Source organism: Mucilaginibacter sp. P4_G9 (assembly GCF_056400985.1).
Genome location: NZ_JBFUKF010000090.1, coordinates 1 through 16,379, shown reverse-complemented (window position 1 = coordinate 16,379; position 16,379 = coordinate 1). Strand labels below are relative to the sequence as shown.

The window sequence follows — 16,379 nt, the reverse complement described above, 5'->3', positions numbered from 1 at the left end:
TTAGATTTGAGATGTTAGATATGAGATTTGAGACTCTCGAGCAGCGGAAATCTGCGGGCAGCGGGGTGAAATCCCATGTCATGCGAGCGCAGCGCGGCAACCGCGAACTACACATAGCCACCACCCAAATCATTTTTGATTTTTGAATTTTAACTTTTGACTTAAACCGGCGGCGTACGCCTCCGGTTTGCGCTATGTCATAAAATAAAATTCAATTTGGATATATGTAGTTAACTACGTAGATTTGTACATAAATTAATTAATATGAATACTTCGCTTGAAATTACACCGCTTGATAATGCTTACTGTGAGCAGATTATTGATATAATACTACCTATACAGCAAATAGAATTTAATGTACCCGTAACGCTTGCAGGCCAGCCCGACCTGCTGGATATTGAATCAAACTACCACCAAACCGGCGGCAACTTCTGGGGTGCCAAATACGATGGGCAACTCGTAGGCACCATAGCCCTTATTGCTATTGACGGTAACGCCGGGGCCTTGCGCAAAATGTTTGTCCGCAAAGAATTCCGTGGCAAAGAATTGGGCATCGCGCAGCGCTTACTTGATGAGCTGATTGCCTTTTGCAAACAAAACCAGATAACGGCCATATACCTGGGCACGGTTGATATGCTGAAAGCCGCCCATCGTTTTTACGAAAAAAATGGCTTTACCCAACTGGCCAAACAGGATTTGCCCGAATCATTCCCGCTGATGGGCGCCGATAATATTTTTTATCAATTACATTTGAACAATTAACAACCGGGTACAAATGAACGTTATAGACGAATCGGGAATTTTAGCCATCTCCACCAGGCTGCAGCGCCTTGCCGATACGCTGCGCAAGGATGGGGTGCTGATATACAAAGCCAACAATATTGATTTTGAGCCTAAATGGTTCCCGGTTATTTATACCCTGCATTTTAAACCCGTTTTAAGCGTGGTTGAGATAGCCAACGAAATTGGCTATACCCACCCTTCCACCATCAGCCTGTTAAAAGAGCTGGAAAAAGAAAAGCTCATCCGCTCGAAAAAAGACAAGGCCGATGAGCGCAAACGCCTTATCCAGTTAACCGCAAAAGGCCAGGAACTGGTGGAACGCATGCGCCCCGTTTGGGAAATTATAAAAGCCGCCGCAACCGAACTTACCGATACCCAAAACAACCTCATGAAAGCCATAGCCGAGGTAGAAGACCAGGTAAATCAGCAAAGCTTTTTTGCCCGGGCGCAGCGTTTAAAGTCGGCAAAATGATTAGCATTTTTTTTTCTTGATATTTCTTTATAATTGTTGGTTAATTGTGGTTTAATCTCCCAGTTTTCTTAATATTTTGCAGTGTTTTTTCGATAAAAATCTCCACTTGCTATCGCTGAGTAATGCAGCCATAAAAAACTACCATCTTACTGATATTATCTGCCCGCTAAACAAAAGCACCGCATTTTTGCTTTATATAAAATATTGCAAACCACAAACCAAACTGCCGGCTGCAAACTGCCAACTGCTAACTAAAATTGCTATTTTTACACTACACATGGATTTTAATTTAACTTCCCAATACTTCCCTACCGGCGATCAGCCCGAAGCCATCAGGCAGCTGGTTGAGGGCGTAAACAACGGCGATCCATTCCAAACACTCTTGGGTGTTACCGGGTCGGGCAAAACGTTTACGGTTGCCAATGTAATTCAGCAAACGCAAAAGCCTACCTTAATACTTAGTCATAACAAAACCCTTGCGGCGCAACTTTATGGCGAGTTTAAGCAGTTTTTTCCCGAAAACGCGGTGAACTACTTTGTATCCTACTATGATTATTACCAGCCCGAAGCATTTATAGCCACTACCAATACCTATATAGAAAAGGACCTGCAGATAAACGAGGAAATAGAAAAACTGCGCTTACGCACTACCTCCGCCCTAATGTCGGGCCGCCGGGATGTGATAGTAGTATCCTCTATATCATGCATTTACGGTATGGGAAACCCCGAAGATTTCGCGCAATCGGTTTTCAAATTCGCAGTAGGTACCCGCATCAGCCGGAACGCTTTTTTACACCGGCTGGTAGAGATCCTTTACGCCCGCACCACGGCCGACTTTAAACGCGGCACCTTCCGGGTTAAGGGTGATACAGTTGATATTTTCCCGGCCTACATGGATCACGCCTACCGCATCTCCTTCTTTGGCGATGATATTGAGGAGCTTACCACTTTTGACGTGAGCACCGGCAAAACAATCGAAAAAATGACACACATGGTGGTTTACCCGGCCAACCTGTATGTAGCTCCGCGTGAACGTTTTGTACAATCCATCTGGGCCATACAGGAAGAGCTGGAGACCCGCAAAAAACAATTTATAAACGACGGCCGTTTCCTGGAAGCCAAACGCCTGGAAGAAAGGGTTAATTACGACCTGGAGATGATCCGTGAGCTGGGCTACTGCTCGGGTATCGAAAACTACTCCCGCTTTTTTGATGGCAGGCTGCCCGGTGCCCGCCCGTTTTGCCTGCTTGACTATTTCCCCGATGATTATCTGATGGTTATAGACGAAAGCCACGTTACTGTTCCGCAGATCAGGGCCATGTATGGTGGCGACAGATCGCGTAAAATGTCATTGGTTGATTATGGCTTCCGTTTGCCCGCGGCCTTGGATAACCGCCCGCTAAACTTCCAGGAGTTTGAAAAGCTTGCTCCTCAAACCGTATACGTAAGCGCTACACCTGCCGATTTTGAGTTGGAAAAATCGGGTGGCGTAGTTGTTGAACAGGTGATACGCCCAACCGGCCTGCTTGATCCTATCATTGAGATCCGCCCGGTGATAAACCAGGTGGATGACCTGCTGGATGAAGTAGACCGCACCATAAAAATGGGCGACCGCATACTGGTTACCACCCTCACCAAACGCATGGCCGAAGAACTGGCCAAATACATGGATAGGCTGGGGATCAAATGCCGTTACATCCACTCGGAAGTTAAAACGCTGCAGAGGGTGGAGATACTAAGGGGACTGCGTCTTGGTGAATTTGATGTACTGATAGGTATCAACCTGTTACGCGAAGGGCTCGATCTGCCCGAAGTATCCTTAGTGGCTATTCTTGATGCTGATAAGGAGGGTTTCCTGCGGTCGGAGCGCTCATTGATCCAGACCATTGGCCGCGCAGCACGTAACGACCGCGGGCGGGTAATCATGTATGCCGATAAAATAACCGATTCGATGCAGATAACCATGGATGAAACCAACCGTCGCCGTGAAATACAGATCGCTTATAATACTGCGCATGGGATTACACCAACAACAGTAGGTAAAACCCGCGAAGAGATCATGGAGCAAACATCGGTTGTTGATTTTAAGGGGGGAGTACAAAAAGCTTATGTGGAGGCCGATATGGCAACACTGGCCGCCGACCCGATTGTGCAGTACATGACCAAACCCGACCTGAAAAAATCAATAGATAACACCAAAAAAGAAATGCTTGCCGCCGCCAAAAACATGGATTTTTTATTAGCCGCCAAGCTGCGCGATGAAATGTTTGCCCTGGAAAAAATGATGGAAGAGAAGTTTTAATTTGAAAATTTGTCGATTTGAAAATTTGAAAATAACAGTCACAGCATCTTCAAATTTTCAAATTGCCTGATCCTCAAATTAATGCTAACACCATATTCAAACAATTTTACCGTTATATACTTATATTTGTAAGCTTAAAGTTAAATCAAGATGCTACTCATTCGTTTCCTGATCATATCAATTTGTATTTTATACATTATTCGCACTTTAATGCGGTATTTAATACCTGTGTTGTTTCAAAGCGTTGTAAATAAAGCTCAACAGCATGCACAACAGCAACACAACTACCGCGAACCTAAAAAACCAGAAGGCGCTATAAAGGTTGATTACATCCCCGAAGGCAAAAAAAGCAAATTGCCCGACTCTGAAGGCGAGTTTGTTGATTATGAAGAAATAAAATAAACCAACATGCTGCCCGACGAAATATACAAACGACGCCCTAACCATAACAACACCCCCGAGTCGATAACCCTTATTATTGCAAACTTTATTGTATTTGTAGTAGCAACCCAATTGTTTGTGACCTGTAGTAAAATCAATACTTTTTTTTGGGTGATAGTTGGTGCATTAGCCGTTTACAATTTTTTTAACATCCGTAAATACCGCGAGGATTACCAAAAACCCCAGGTTATAGCTTACATTTTAAGCCTGGTGATAATGGTAATCTTCTTTTTTGTGATGCGTGGCCGTTCCCAGGGCTGCTAAGTAATTCCTTTACAACTAATAATTCCTAATCCCGTTCAAATTTCTATTTTTGAGGATTGTATTATCCATTTCAAAAAACTTAAATGAATAACTGGCTCAAGCGTAATAGTGTTCACCTCATTATTGTAGCAATTTTAATTGCAATTTCCTTCGCTTATTTTTTTAGCCCTTTAACCCAGGGAAAAGTATTATTACAGGGCGATGTGTCTCAGGCGCAATCTATGCAAAAAGAGATCAATGATGTTAGGGCAGCAACAGGGCATTCCCCCTTATGGACAAACCAGATGTTTGGCGGTATGCCTGCTTACCAGATCTGGGCTCCTTTCCCGTCAAACATTACAACACATGTGATAGCTGCTTTAAAAGCTGGTTTCCCTAACCCGGTTGATACCGTATTGCTTTACCTTTTAGGGGCATACCTATTGTTCAGCGTGTTACGACTGTCGCCATGGCTTGCAGCAGCCGGAGCAATTGCTTTTGCCTTTTCATCCTACAATTTTATTTACATAACGGCCGGGCACGCCAACCAGGCCTATGCAATTGCGTTTTTTGCACCGATATTGGCAGGTATTATTTTAACGCTACGTGACAGGTACCTGTTAGGCGCATCACTCACTGCTTTTTTCCTGGCAATGGAAATAAGGAGCAACCACGTGCAGATGACCTATTACCTGCTGCTGGCTATTGCAATATTACTGGGTATTGAACTTTATCACGCTATAAAGGATAAACAAACCAAGCCGTTTTTAAAAGCCATTGGCTTCTTAGCTGCGGGCACTTTATTAGCTATTGCTGTAAACGCAAGCACACTTTGGACCACCTATGAGTATAGCCAATATACCATCAGGGGTAAAGCCAATTTAACCTCAAAAGGTAACGCCGGGCCAAATCATGGTCTTGATAAGGACTACGCTTATAACTGGAGCCAGAGCGTGGGCGAATGCTTTACCTTTTTAATTCCCAATGCCTATGGCGGTGGTTCCAGCACAGTTGTTGGTGAGGATTCAAAAGCTGTAAAAACACTTACTGATAATGGCGTCGATCCGGGACAGGCACAGGGCTTTGTATCACAATCATTATATTATGGTAATAAGCCAGGCACATTTGGCCCGTGGTATTTTGGCGCTGCAATATGCTTCCTGTTTGTTTTGGGCTTGCTGATAGTTAAAAACCGTATAAAATGGTGGCTTCTAAGTGCTGTTTTATTAAGCATGCTTTTATCATTCGGTAAAAACCTGCCCTTCCTTTCCGATTTCTTTTTCAACTATGTACCCATGTACAACAAGTTCAGGGCGGTTGAGTCAACTTTGGTAATTGCAGCGTTTTGCTTCCCTATACTGGCCCTGTTGGCAATAAACGAAGTTATAACCAATACAGATAAAGCCTTAATTTTTAAGCGTGCCAAGATAGCTTTCTACATAACCGGTGGCTTGTTATTGATTATGATTGCTATACCTGATGTTATTTTGAGCTTTAAATCAGATGAGCATTTAGCCTTCGTTAACAACCTTACCCAAATATTTAAAGGCAATTCAGCATTAGCTAATACAGTAGCAAGTGGACTGATTGACGATAGGATAAGCCTGGAACGTGCCGATGCCATCCGTTCACTCATATTTGTATTATTAACCGCCGGCCTTGTATGGTTGCTCATTAAACAAAAGATAAAAACTAATATCGCAGCATTAGTTTTGGCCGGTATTGTTTTGTTTGACATGTGGGGCGTTGATAAACGTTATTTAAGGGATACAAACTTTGTCGCAAAATCCGACATGGAACAGCAATACACCCCGCGTGAGGTTGATCAGTTTATCATGAAAGATACCGACCCTAATTTCAGGGTATTTGATATGACTTCGGGAGATCCTTTTCACGATTCACATTCATCTTATTTTTATAAAACAGTAGGAGGTTTTCATTCGGCAAGACTAAGAAGATTTGATGAACTTATTGAGTACCAATTCAGCAAAAGCGTAAACCGTGATGTACTGGATATGCTGAACACTAAATACATTATAAACGCCGATCCAAAAACGGGTAATGCCGGTATGCAGGCCAATCAAACTGCATGCGGAAACGCATGGTTTGTAAAAAGCATAAAATTTGCCCAAAATGCGGACGAGGAAATGCAGGCTATCAGCAGCTTTTCGCCAAAAGATGAAGCTATTGTTGACAAGCAATATAAAAGCATGATTGATGGCAAATCTGTTGGAACAGACGCCACCGCAACGATAAAACTAACAAGCTATACTCCCGAACACCTTGTTTATCAAAGTGGTTCAACGGTAGCACAGGTTGCTGTATTCTCAGAGATCTACTACGATAAAGGATGGACAATGACGATTGATGGAAAAGAAGAGCCTTATTTTCGTGCAGACTATCTTTTACGGGCTGCCGTGATACCTATCGGTAACCATAAGGTTGAATTCACCTTCCACCCAACATCATATTATGCAGGCGAAAAGATCTCGTTAGCCGGATCAATACTACTTGTACTGGCTCTTGGAGGTGCAGTGTACGCCGAAACCAAAAAGAAAACAGTTGCAAAACCGGTTGCAAAAAAAGTTTAAATAAATTTTTCTTCAGGATAAAAAAGCGATGGGTGATTAACTCATCGCTTTTTTTATACAACCAATCAATCGTTGGTTCTTTTGTTTTTCAACCAATACCATCCCAAATTAAAGGCTATCACAATATGATTCAGAATGGTTGGGATCAATCCATAATTCTGCTTCATGATATCAAAACGTTCCTGCAAACTTTGGCGGTGCCTTTTTTTTGACATCCCCCCTACCAGGTATTTGGCAACGTAACGATTTGCATTTACTATCTTTTTAGCTTTTTTAGCTGCCCGGATGATCCAGTCTATATCCGCACTTAGTTGATATTTACTGTCGTACGGTTCTGTTAGGGCCCGCCTGATGTAAATAGCCTGGTGGCTAATGCTCATTCCATATYTAAACCCTTTCCAGGTAAATTTAGCTGGAGCTTTATGCCTGCGCTGACCAAGGCTTTGGCCATCATCGGCAATCATTTCGGTTTCGCCGTAATAAATATCGGCATCATCAGTAGTAGCGAACACGGCGGCTACTGTTTCAGCATCATAAAACTCATCACCGGAGTTCATGAAGATCACGTAGTCGCCCGTAGCTATAGCCAACCCCTTGTTCATGGCATCATAAATGCCTTTATCTTTTTCGCTTATGAACCTGCTTATGCGATTTTTATACTTTTCAATCACCTGCAAAGTGCCATCATTCGAGAGGCCGTCTATAATGATGTATTCAATATTATTATAAGTTTGACCCAAAACGGAAAGCATAGTACGTTCAATATCACGAACATTGTTGTACACAACGGTAATAACGCTTAGTTTAGGGTTAAACATCAGCACCTCCTGTTACTTTTAGTAAACTTTGATAAAGTGTTATGTGTTTTTTCCCAATAACCTGTTCCGAAAAAGTATCCATTACTGTTTGCCGGGCCTGCTGTTGCAACTGTTCGTTCTTCGGATGCTGAATGATCCACTCCATTCCATCAGCGAAGCCCTCTGCCGAACGATAAGTGGCCAGATAACCATTATATCCATGCTGCACCATATCGGGAATGCCGCCCGTGGTAAAGGCTATTACAGGTGTTCCGCAGGCAAGGCTTTCCATTACCGTATAAGGCAGGTTATCTTCAAGCGACGGGATCAGGAAAGCATCGGCGGCGGCGTAGTATTGCGCCAGTTGTTCATCATTATTTATAGTCCCTAAAAAACTGGTCCTGAAAGGAAAGTCGGGCACTCCTTCAGTACCGCGATTGCCAAAAACTACCAGTTCAACATTATCCGCATGGGTACCTAAACGTTGTTTTAACAGCTCCATACTTTCCAACAGGTATTGGGTACCTTTATGCAGGTCCTTGCGCGATGGCATAAACCCACTCAGAAAAATAAATTTATCAGCTGGCAGCCCGGCTTTTCCCTTTGCCAGTTTCTTATCAATGGGTTTAAAAATATCGGTCTCCAGTGTATTTGGAATCTGATGCACAGCCTTTTCATTCATCAGACTACTGGCTTTCACAGACTTATGCATCCAGGAACTGGGCGCAACTATAGCAAAATCCAACACTTCATACGCTTTATGTTTTTTTTGCCAGATCTGGTGTGAAATATCATCCTCAGACGCATTAATGAGTAGCGGACAGTTACCGCACTCCCGCATGTAATGATCGCAGGTATAGCGTACATGGCAACCACCGGTAAAAGCATTGCTGTCATGAAAGGTCCATACAACCGGTTTGTTTAGTTTGGCAATTTCGGCAATGTGCTTTGGATCAAGAAAACCATGATTGATCCAGTGCAGGTGGATGATATCGGCATTTTTTACATCGGGATGGTGAATAACCGAACGACCGAACCATGCAAACGAAAAAGGGGTGCGCAGGGGCTTTAAAAATCGTTTGGTCAGTAACCGCTCCAATATGATTGTAAAAGCAGTATATGATTTTTGAATCTTATTTGAATTAAAAGTACCTATCTGCGGATTCCTGCCAAATTTATAATGAACAACAATTTTTGAATCGATATTTTGGTCCTGCAGTGCCCGGTTAAGCCGCATGCAGGCCCGACCTGCTCCCCCATTACCATCGTAGGTATTTAGATGCACTACTTTTAACATTGACGCGAATTACATGAATTTTAATTAGAGCACTAATTACACCAAAATTAGCCAATTTTACGAATTGATCGCTTAAATTGATAATGCCCGAATTAAAAGATCATCATCCTCTTATTAGTTCAACTCGCTTTTACTTTTTTTATCCTAATACCTGTTAAGATTTTTAACTCATATAGAATTGACGGTCTTCTATTTGCGCTTATAGAGGATTTTAAATTCGTATAATTTGAAATGCTGATTTGTGCTAATTTTTATTTCCTTTGCACTTATGAGCAACGAACTCACCGATAAGGCTTTTTGGGCCAATTACTGGGAATCAAAAAAGGATATAGCATTTAATGTTCCCTCTAATTATACTTTTCATAAATTATTAGCAAACATAATCACAGAAAATAAGTTGTCGTCTGCGATAGAATTAGGCGGCTTCCCCGGATATTATGCTATATTTTTGAAGAAATATTTTGGATTAAAAACCACGCTTTTTGATTTCTATGTTCATCCTAAAACATTAGAGGAAGTATTAAACACCAATGATTTAAGTAAAAAAGATGTATCTATAATTGAGGGCGACCTGTTTGCTTATCAACCGCAAACGCAATACGAGCTTGTTTTATCATGCGGGTTAATAGAACATTTTAACGATAMCAAAGATATTATAAATAGGCATCTGTCCTTTTTAAAGCCCGGCGGAACATTATTTATTACGTTGCCCAATTTTACCGGTGTTAACGGTTGGGTACAACGTAAGTTTGATTTGGACAACTACGATAAACACAATATCAGCAGTATGAATCCGGAATTATTAGCCGGATATTGTAAGGATCTGGGATTGAAAAAAGTAAAAGCCTATTATTATGGCAAATTTTCTGTATGGCTGGAGAACCGCGCACAGCAACCAGGTCTGGTGAAACTTTTTTTTAAAACCTTATGGCTAACCGGTAAAATTGCAACTAAAATTATTCCTGTCGAATCAAGGTTACTTTCCCCATATATTGTACTTACGGCAATAAAGTAATTTATTTTTTTGAGAGGTATTTTGCCTGCAATTGTTTTACAAACCGTACTCCCCTTTGCACAAGGTTACCTTTTCGGTTATTTAGGAAATGTTTAATCGCCTGGTAAGCCTGGTAATTTTCTGTTATTTCTGCAGGAAAATTTTTAACCGGTTGCCTGGCAATTTGTACCTGGTAGATATCTTCGTTATTAGAGTGTACCCCACTACCATCATGACCTATGTTTTGTATAAAGGATTTTGAAGGATTTAAAGTTAATCCGCCCTTTAAAAATATAGAAGCGTACCAGCGTATAGCCCAGGAATTATTTTTACCAGCTTTAAAATCCTGGATTTGTTTCCAGAAATTCATTTTGCCCTCAATCGAAAATTTAAGGATCTTTAAAGAGTCAAACTGTGCTATAAGTTTATCAATATCGGGTTCGAAGCTATCCCAGGCACGCGCCCACGTTGCCCAGCCCCAACTGGTGGCAGCACGATAAAAAAACAATTCGGGCAGATCCTTTTCTTCCAGGTTGTACATATACGCGCCAATATGCATCACCTTTTCTTCGTTTGCATAACGGGTTAGCGCTTCATTAAAATATTGGAGCGTGTAAGGTGATGATAGCAGGTCGTCTTCAAAAACAATCACTTTGCCATATTCATAAACCAATTGGGTAACCCCACTGATAATGGATTCGGCCAAACCGAGGTTATTATCGCGCATAATTACTTTCACCGATTTAAAGCCGGTTGTTTCTTTAGCCATTTGCCTTACTTCATCAACTTTAGCACGGTCGGCTTCAGTTTTGGATGCATCGCAAAAAATGTACAAACGGGATTCATCTGCCAAAACATTTTTTTGAAGATGAATAATGGTACGGCGCGTGTGATTGGGCCGGTTGTATACAAACAGGGCTATTGGGGCAAGTTTTTGCATTTATTGGAAAAATCAAAATAATTCAGGTTGCTTAGCGGCCTTTTTACACAGAACGGTATAAGCGTTGGCAAATTGCTCGCTCACTTTTTTTCCCATAATTTTTCCTAGTGCCTGTTTAACCCTAAACTCAGTAGCTATACGCAGGTTTTTCAAAAGGCTTTGGGATTTCTTTTGATTAACATACATGTTAAATTTTGTAACCTCAGGCTCTATCATCGAAGTAAGGTCCTCTTCTACTTCTAAACCCTCGGTAGCCAACAGGTAACGTAACGATGTTGGTGTGTACACATTGATGTGGCCGTATGCCAAAAAGTGTTTAATGCGGGTATCAACACCGCTTTTATAATCACGCGGCACTTCAATAACGCATCGTTTTGCCACCCTTTTTATTTCGCGCAGCAATATCCGCTCATGCTCCACATGCTCCAACACGTGCGATAGGATGATCAGATCAAAACTATCATCGGCAAAAGGCAGCTTATAACCATCAAATACCTGCGCAGCTTTCAGGTTTTTTATACCGCGCGACAGGATGTACTCCACTCCGCTACCCGAAATTTCAACTGCCTGGTACTCGGATGCAAAGTTATTATCAGACAAGATCTTTAAAATACTGCCATCGCCTGCACCTACTTCCAGTACATTGGCAAAAGTTAAGCCCTTGCATACATCAATAATATGCTGCGCTTTGTATTTGGCACCAAGCATGCGCCAGGCTTCATCGTGTTTCTGATAAAATTGATCGTACGCGGTTTTATATTCGCCGCCAATAATTGATTCCTGCATTATTTACGAAGGTAAAACTTTTATTGCTTATTAAAACTTTTCAGGCGACGCTTTACCAAGCTTGCCCTGAAGTCCGTCATTAACCGCCGATACTAATTTGCGGTATTCGCTTTGCTTGCCGCTCAGCTTACTTATCAGCCATAAATACCCCATGTACAATCCTTTATTCAGCCTAAATACAAAGGGCGACCGCACGGCCACCTTTACATAAAAGTACATCCTGTTACGTATGGCATAATAAGTTCTGAAACTCCACAAATCCAGCAAATGTGAATGAAAAGCCTTAGGCTGGTAATTTATTCCCTGCGACATATCTATATCAATAACCTTGCACGATGGTATCAACCAGATGGTGCCGCCCGATTGAGTAATGCGATAGGTGTATTCGGAGTCGTCTACATAAACAAAGAAACGTTCATCGGGGTAACCTATCAATTCAACCATCCCCCGATGCATCAGTAACCCACCGTAGGGTACATAAGGCATCATCACTTTATCTTTATAATCAACTTCCTTATCAAATTTATCATTCCTCTTATAAAACTGATTTCTTAGAATATTAAACACGCTAAAGCCCATAAAGTTATCGGGCACCAAATAATACCTGGCGGGGTTTTCGCCACGGGCAATTTTAACATGCGGCAGCCGATCTTCGCGTAAACAATAAAGTGCCTTTTTGTTATTATCAACCTCAAGTTCATTCCATTTGGCAAGTAAACCGGCAAGCGCATTTTCATCGGGCAGGTTATCATCATCCAGCAGCCAAATCATGTCGGCATCGGTTTGCCGGCAAGCATATTCAATAGCCTGTTTATATCCACCTGCCGAGCCTATATTATCAGCATTATTTAAAACGATAACTTTGCTATTTTCAAGACCGGCAACCTTTTCATCCACGCTATAAGCCGAGGCATTATTAACCACTACAACCTGTGAAACCTGATGCAAAGAAAGTACCCGTTTCAGCACCTGCTCCAAAAATTGCCACCTATTTGCATAGGTAACCGTTAACACACACACTTTATATTTTATATTTGCCATGTACAATTCAAAAGTATCATTTTACAACATACATTACAGCGGTTATATTACTGAATGGGCATAATAAAACGACAAACCATTAAGGGTTCCATCTATTCGTACCTGGGTGTGTTCATTGGGTTTCTTTCCACAAACTATATTTTACCGCATTCACTAACAGCTGCACAAGTTGGTTTAATAGGTATACTAACCTCTGCTCCGCTTATGTTTGCCCAGTTTGCTATCCTGGGTTTTAATGGTACAGCAAGGTATTTCCCTTACTTTCGTAACAAGGAAAAAAACCACCATGGCTATTTGTTTTTAGCTTGTATGGTATCGTTAGCGGGTACCATATTATTCTTACTAATAGCATATCTTTTTAAAGATCAAATAGTTGGACAAAACTTATCTAAATCAGCCTTGCTTGCGGCATATTATTGGTACCTGATGCCGCTTACTATTTTCACCCTGTTTTTTAATGTGTTTGATCTTTATGCCCGGATGCTTTACAACATGACAACCGGCCTTATTTTACGGGAGTTTACCAAAAGAATATTTATACTGGTGCCTATGTTGCTTATTTATTTTAAGCTGATAAACTTCGGGGCATTTATGGTGCTTTGGCTGGTGGCTAATCTCATCCCTACAGCTTTTATCATTATCAGGCTCATCAAAGACAATCAATTTTCGCTTAAGCCCGATCTTGAGTTTCTGAATAAGGAAATGGCTTATAAACTGATAGGCATCTGCTTCTTTACCATATTAACAGGAACCGCACCAGTAATTATCCAAAATGTTGACAACTATCTCATTTTTAAAAAGCTTGGATTAAGCAACACAGGTATTTATATGCTTGCATTTAACTTTGGATTGATCATTACACTTCCAACCCGGTCATTGTACAGCATTGCTTATACCATAGTGGCCGAGTCATTTAAAACCAATGATCTGCAGAATATCCGTACTGTTTATGAAAAAAGCTGTGTTACCCAACTCATTAGCTCCCTGTTTATATTTATACTCATGTGGGCGAGCATTGATAACATTTTCGCTCTGATTCCACCGGCATACAGTGCGGGTAAATATGCCATATTTTTTGTAAGCATCGGCTTTTTGATCGAGGCATCAACAGGTATAAACGGGGTTATCATGGCAACTTCAAAATATTTCAGGTACGAGGCTTTGTTTAACCTGTTGCTGGTTGGTATTATTATTACTGCCAACCTGGTATTAATTCCTATTTACGGCATTACCGGATCTGGCATCGCTTCGGCTATTACTGTTTTTATTTTTAACCTTTTCAGGTATATATTCATTTGGGTAACTTTTAAAATGCAGCCTTTTACCGTTCAATGCCTGCTGGCTTTGGTAACAGGTATTTTAGTTTATTACCTGTCAGTTTGGATACTGCCACACCTGCATAATTATTATATTGATACCATGGTACGAACCGCGTTTATTACCGCGCTTTATTTACCGGCGGTTTACTTTTTAAAACTATCGGAAGATATCAACGGGATTATTGATGGACTGATGGGCAGGTTAAGAAGCAAATAAGCAAAAAGAATGCTTATTGTTGAGCATTCTTTTTGTTTTATAAATGAGTGCGACCTTAATAAGGCAACGTATATAGTTTAGTTATTTGCGCGGGAGATATTATGCGATTATAAATCCGGATATCGTCCAGCTTCCCTTTAATATAATAAGGTGGTGTTAAACCAGATGGATCAATATAACTGTTTTTGCCGATGAAAAGATCGACCGCAGTGGTTGGGTTTGGTGTAGGTATACCATCGGTTGCATGATCAAACTTACCATTGATATAAAAGCTGATCCTTTGTAGCGACAGGCTATAAGTAATGGTTACCATTCGCCATTGATGTAAACTAACAACCGTATTGCCCACCGCGTGTGGATCATCACCTCCTGATACATTATAAAACGCGTTGCCTATATTGGTATTTGTTGTACCCAACCCGGTTATTGAACAATTCCAGCCGTTTTGGTACGGACCACTATTTTTTGCAAGCAAAGCACTCCCGGATGATATATTGTATTCATCAAGGTTAATCCACATATTCAGTGTAAAATCTGTATTGCTCAGGCGTAATTCAGGTCTATCTTTTACCAGAATATAACTGCTTGTCCCATTAAAATAATAAGCTGTATTTGCTGTTCCAAAACGGTTAGGTACCGAAGTAATTTCATGGATGATACTATGATTCCCTTTTCCGGATGAATCTGCACCGCTGTTATTAAATGGCAGGTAAAGCAATAACCCCATTTTTAAACTATCGATAACGGGTTTTGAAACAACGCTAACCAAACAGGTTACAGATATAGTTTGCTTATCATTAGTTGCTATAATTACCGAAATACCTGCTTTTTTAGCTGTTATTTTGCCACTATTGGTAACTGCAATAACAGTAGAATCCGACGCTGCCATTTTAATGAGCGACTTATCATAATCAGATGGAGTGAGTTTAACATCAAGCTGAAAAGTTTGTCCAACTGTAAGTGTCAATGTATCTCTTCCCAGGCTTATCGTTTTTAATTCCGGAACTACTACCGGGTCTGTAATTTTAGAACATGAAGCACAAAGGGCAACAATTGCAGTAAATGCAATAAAATGGAGTAAATATCTCTTCATACGTGAATAAGGTTTAAACTAAAAATTTCCACAGTAAGGTACTAAAAAACTATATAGACCGATTATCTCTTAGTCATTTTTTCAAAAAAAAAGCCCCGTTTTCACGGAGCTTTTGCATGTCATTGTCTAAGGACTACCTTATTATTGGTTTGAAAACCTCTTGGCGTTAATCCGTCTTTCGTTTTCGTTAAGGAATATTTTACGTAAACGGATGCTTTGTGGAGTTACTTCGATGTATTCATCGGCCTGGATATATTCCATTGATTCTTCTAACGAGAATTTGATAGCTGGTGCAATCCTAACGTTGGTATCGCTACCAGATGCACGCATGTTGGTTAACTGCTTGCCTTTAGTTAAGTTAATAACCAAATCGTTATCGCGGATGTGCTCGCCTAATACCTGTCCTTCGTAAACATCAACTCCCGGATCAATGTGGAACCTGCCACGATCCTGTAATTTATCAATTGCAAAAGCGGTAGTTTTACCGGTATCCATTGATACCAATACACCATTTAAACGGCCCGGGATCTGACCTTTCCATGGTTCATATGCTTTAAAGCGGTGAGCCATGATAGCCTCACCACCTGTAGCGGTTAATACGTTGTTACGTAAACCAATGATACCACGCGCTGGAATGTCAAACTCCAAGTGTTGTAAATCGCCTTTAGGCTCCATTACCAAAAGATCACCTTTGCGTTGTGTTACCAGTTCAATTACTTTACCGGCAACTTCGCCTGGTACATCTACAATCAGGGTTTCAACAGGCTCACATTTAACACCATCAATCTCTTTAACAATAACCTGTGGCTGACCAACCTGCAACTCGTAACCTTCACGACGCATGGTTTCAATCAATACAGATAAGTGAAGAATACCACGACCATATACCAGGTATGAATCAGGCGATTCGGTTTCAACAACCTTAAGCGCCAGGTTTTTTTCCATCTCTTTGTATAAACGGTCGCGCAGGTGGCGTGAGGTAACAAATTTACCTTCTTTACCAAAGAAAGGAGAAGTATTGATGGTAAACAACATATTCATTGTTGGCTCATCAATATGGATA

15 protein-coding genes are annotated in these 16,379 nt (G+C 41.1%); 8 read left to right on the top strand and 7 right to left on the bottom strand.

The genetic code is table 11. The annotated features are described in order from the left end of the window. The first annotated feature begins 264 nt into the window (after nucleotides 1–264). From AC1DPZ_RS10445 to AC1DPZ_RS10420, 6 genes are all read left to right on the top strand, one after another. A complete protein-coding gene (locus AC1DPZ_RS10445; protein ID WP_477402953.1) occupies nucleotides 265–762 on the top strand; it encodes a GNAT family N-acetyltransferase in 498 nt (165 codons plus the stop codon). Nucleotides 763–775: 13 nt separating this feature from the next. Further along, the gene (locus tag AC1DPZ_RS10440) at nucleotides 776–1,255 is read left to right on the top strand and encodes a MarR family winged helix-turn-helix transcriptional regulator (RefSeq protein WP_477402951.1); all 480 of its coding nucleotides are present in this window, start codon (nucleotides 776–778) and stop codon (nucleotides 1,253–1,255) included. Nucleotides 1,256–1,532: 277 nt separating this feature from the next. Continuing rightward, nucleotides 1,533–3,557, top strand: a complete 2,025-nt coding sequence (gene uvrB / locus AC1DPZ_RS10435) for an excinuclease ABC subunit UvrB (RefSeq protein WP_477402949.1) — start codon at nucleotides 1,533–1,535, stop codon at nucleotides 3,555–3,557. Between the two features lie 150 nt (nucleotides 3,558–3,707). Continuing rightward, complete coding sequence (locus AC1DPZ_RS10430; RefSeq protein ID WP_477402947.1) at nucleotides 3,708–3,959, top strand: DUF4834 family protein; 252 nt, start codon at nucleotides 3,708–3,710, stop codon at nucleotides 3,957–3,959. Nucleotides 3,960–3,965: 6 nt separating this feature from the next. Then, nucleotides 3,966–4,262: a hypothetical protein gene (locus AC1DPZ_RS10425; RefSeq protein ID WP_477402945.1), complete on the top strand. Its 297-nt coding sequence runs from the start codon at nucleotides 3,966–3,968 to the stop codon at nucleotides 4,260–4,262. An 83-nt stretch (nucleotides 4,263–4,345) separates the two neighbouring features. Next, nucleotides 4,346–6,832, top strand: coding sequence for a YfhO family protein (locus AC1DPZ_RS10420; protein WP_477402943.1), 2,487 nt, complete (start codon nucleotides 4,346–4,348; stop codon nucleotides 6,830–6,832). A gap of 65 nt (nucleotides 6,833–6,897) precedes the next feature. Here AC1DPZ_RS10420 and AC1DPZ_RS10415 read toward each other — a convergent pair whose 3' ends face one another. Together AC1DPZ_RS10415 and AC1DPZ_RS10410 are read right to left on the bottom strand one after the other, a co-directional pair. Beyond that, entirely contained in the window at nucleotides 6,898–7,650 is a 753-nt protein-coding gene (locus AC1DPZ_RS10415; RefSeq protein WP_477402941.1) for a glycosyltransferase family 2 protein, read from the bottom strand. Then, a complete protein-coding gene (locus tag AC1DPZ_RS10410; RefSeq protein ID WP_477402939.1) occupies nucleotides 7,643–8,926 on the bottom strand; it encodes a glycosyltransferase family 4 protein in 1,284 nt (427 codons plus the stop codon). The genes AC1DPZ_RS10415 and AC1DPZ_RS10410 overlap by 8 nt, the downstream gene beginning before the upstream one ends. Before the next feature lie 268 nt (nucleotides 8,927–9,194). Here AC1DPZ_RS10410 and AC1DPZ_RS10405 point away from each other — a divergent pair, with 268 nt between their 5' ends. Continuing rightward, entirely contained in the window at nucleotides 9,195–9,941 is a 747-nt protein-coding gene (locus tag AC1DPZ_RS10405; protein WP_477402937.1) for a class I SAM-dependent methyltransferase, read from the top strand. Between the two features lies 1 nt (nucleotide 9,942). Here the strand turns inward: AC1DPZ_RS10405 and AC1DPZ_RS10400 are convergent, their stop codons facing one another. From AC1DPZ_RS10400 to AC1DPZ_RS10390, 3 genes are read right to left on the bottom strand one after another with little or no spacing between them, the layout of a single operon-like run. Further along, nucleotides 9,943–10,860, bottom strand: a complete 918-nt coding sequence (locus AC1DPZ_RS10400) for a sugar transferase (RefSeq protein ID WP_477402935.1) — start codon at nucleotides 10,858–10,860, stop codon at nucleotides 9,943–9,945. A gap of 12 nt (nucleotides 10,861–10,872) precedes the next feature. Then, nucleotides 10,873–11,646 carry a class I SAM-dependent methyltransferase gene (locus AC1DPZ_RS10395; protein ID WP_477402933.1) on the bottom strand — a complete coding sequence of 258 codons (774 nt, stop codon included), beginning with the start codon at nucleotides 11,644–11,646 and terminating at the stop codon, nucleotides 10,873–10,875. A gap of 30 nt (nucleotides 11,647–11,676) precedes the next feature. Continuing rightward, a complete protein-coding gene (locus AC1DPZ_RS10390; protein ID WP_477402931.1) occupies nucleotides 11,677–12,687 on the bottom strand; it encodes a glycosyltransferase in 1,011 nt (336 codons plus the stop codon). Between the two features lie 54 nt (nucleotides 12,688–12,741). On the opposite strand from AC1DPZ_RS10390, the gene AC1DPZ_RS10385 reads away from it, so the two are divergent. Continuing rightward, nucleotides 12,742–14,223, top strand: a complete 1,482-nt coding sequence (locus AC1DPZ_RS10385; protein ID WP_477402929.1) for a lipopolysaccharide biosynthesis protein — start codon at nucleotides 12,742–12,744, stop codon at nucleotides 14,221–14,223. A 55-nt stretch (nucleotides 14,224–14,278) separates the two neighbouring features. Here the strand turns inward: AC1DPZ_RS10385 and AC1DPZ_RS10380 are convergent, their stop codons facing one another. Together AC1DPZ_RS10380 and AC1DPZ_RS10375 are read right to left on the bottom strand one after the other, a co-directional pair. Then, a complete protein-coding gene (locus AC1DPZ_RS10380) occupies nucleotides 14,279–15,316 on the bottom strand; it encodes a LamG-like jellyroll fold domain-containing protein (RefSeq protein ID WP_477402927.1) in 1,038 nt (345 codons plus the stop codon). 141 nt (nucleotides 15,317–15,457) lie between these two features. Beyond that, nucleotides 15,458–16,379 (bottom strand): large ribosomal subunit assembly factor BipA (locus tag AC1DPZ_RS10375; protein WP_477402925.1); only part of this gene is annotated, 922 nt, incomplete at its 5' end.

What these genes read in the sequence shown, in the direction of transcription:
- AC1DPZ_RS10445 (WP_477402953.1), top strand. Translation starts at nt 265, where the DNA reads ATGAATACTTCGCTTGAAATTACACCGCTTGATAATGCTTACTGTGAG.
- AC1DPZ_RS10440 (WP_477402951.1), top strand. Translation starts at nt 776, where the DNA reads ATGAACGTTATAGACGAATCGGGAATTTTAGCCATCTCCACCAGGCTG.
- uvrB (WP_477402949.1), top strand. Translation starts at nt 1,533, where the DNA reads ATGGATTTTAATTTAACTTCCCAATACTTCCCTACCGGCGATCAGCCC.
- AC1DPZ_RS10430 (WP_477402947.1), top strand. Translation starts at nt 3,708, where the DNA reads ATGCTACTCATTCGTTTCCTGATCATATCAATTTGTATTTTATACATT.
- AC1DPZ_RS10425 (WP_477402945.1), top strand. Translation starts at nt 3,966, where the DNA reads ATGCTGCCCGACGAAATATACAAACGACGCCCTAACCATAACAACACC.
- AC1DPZ_RS10420 (WP_477402943.1), top strand. Translation starts at nt 4,346, where the DNA reads ATGAATAACTGGCTCAAGCGTAATAGTGTTCACCTCATTATTGTAGCA.
- AC1DPZ_RS10410 (WP_477402939.1), bottom strand. Translation starts at nt 8,926, where the DNA reads ATGTTAAAAGTAGTGCATCTAAATACCTACGATGGTAATGGGGGAGCA.
- AC1DPZ_RS10400 (WP_477402935.1), bottom strand. Translation starts at nt 10,860, where the DNA reads ATGCAAAAACTTGCCCCAATAGCCCTGTTTGTATACAACCGGCCCAAT.
- AC1DPZ_RS10395 (WP_477402933.1), bottom strand. Translation starts at nt 11,646, where the DNA reads ATGCAGGAATCAATTATTGGCGGCGAATATAAAACCGCGTACGATCAA.
- AC1DPZ_RS10390 (WP_477402931.1), bottom strand. Translation starts at nt 12,687, where the DNA reads ATGGCAAATATAAAATATAAAGTGTGTGTGTTAACGGTTACCTATGCA.
- AC1DPZ_RS10385 (WP_477402929.1), top strand. Translation starts at nt 12,742, where the DNA reads ATGGGCATAATAAAACGACAAACCATTAAGGGTTCCATCTATTCGTAC.
- AC1DPZ_RS10380 (WP_477402927.1), bottom strand. Translation starts at nt 15,316, where the DNA reads ATGAAGAGATATTTACTCCATTTTATTGCATTTACTGCAATTGTTGCC.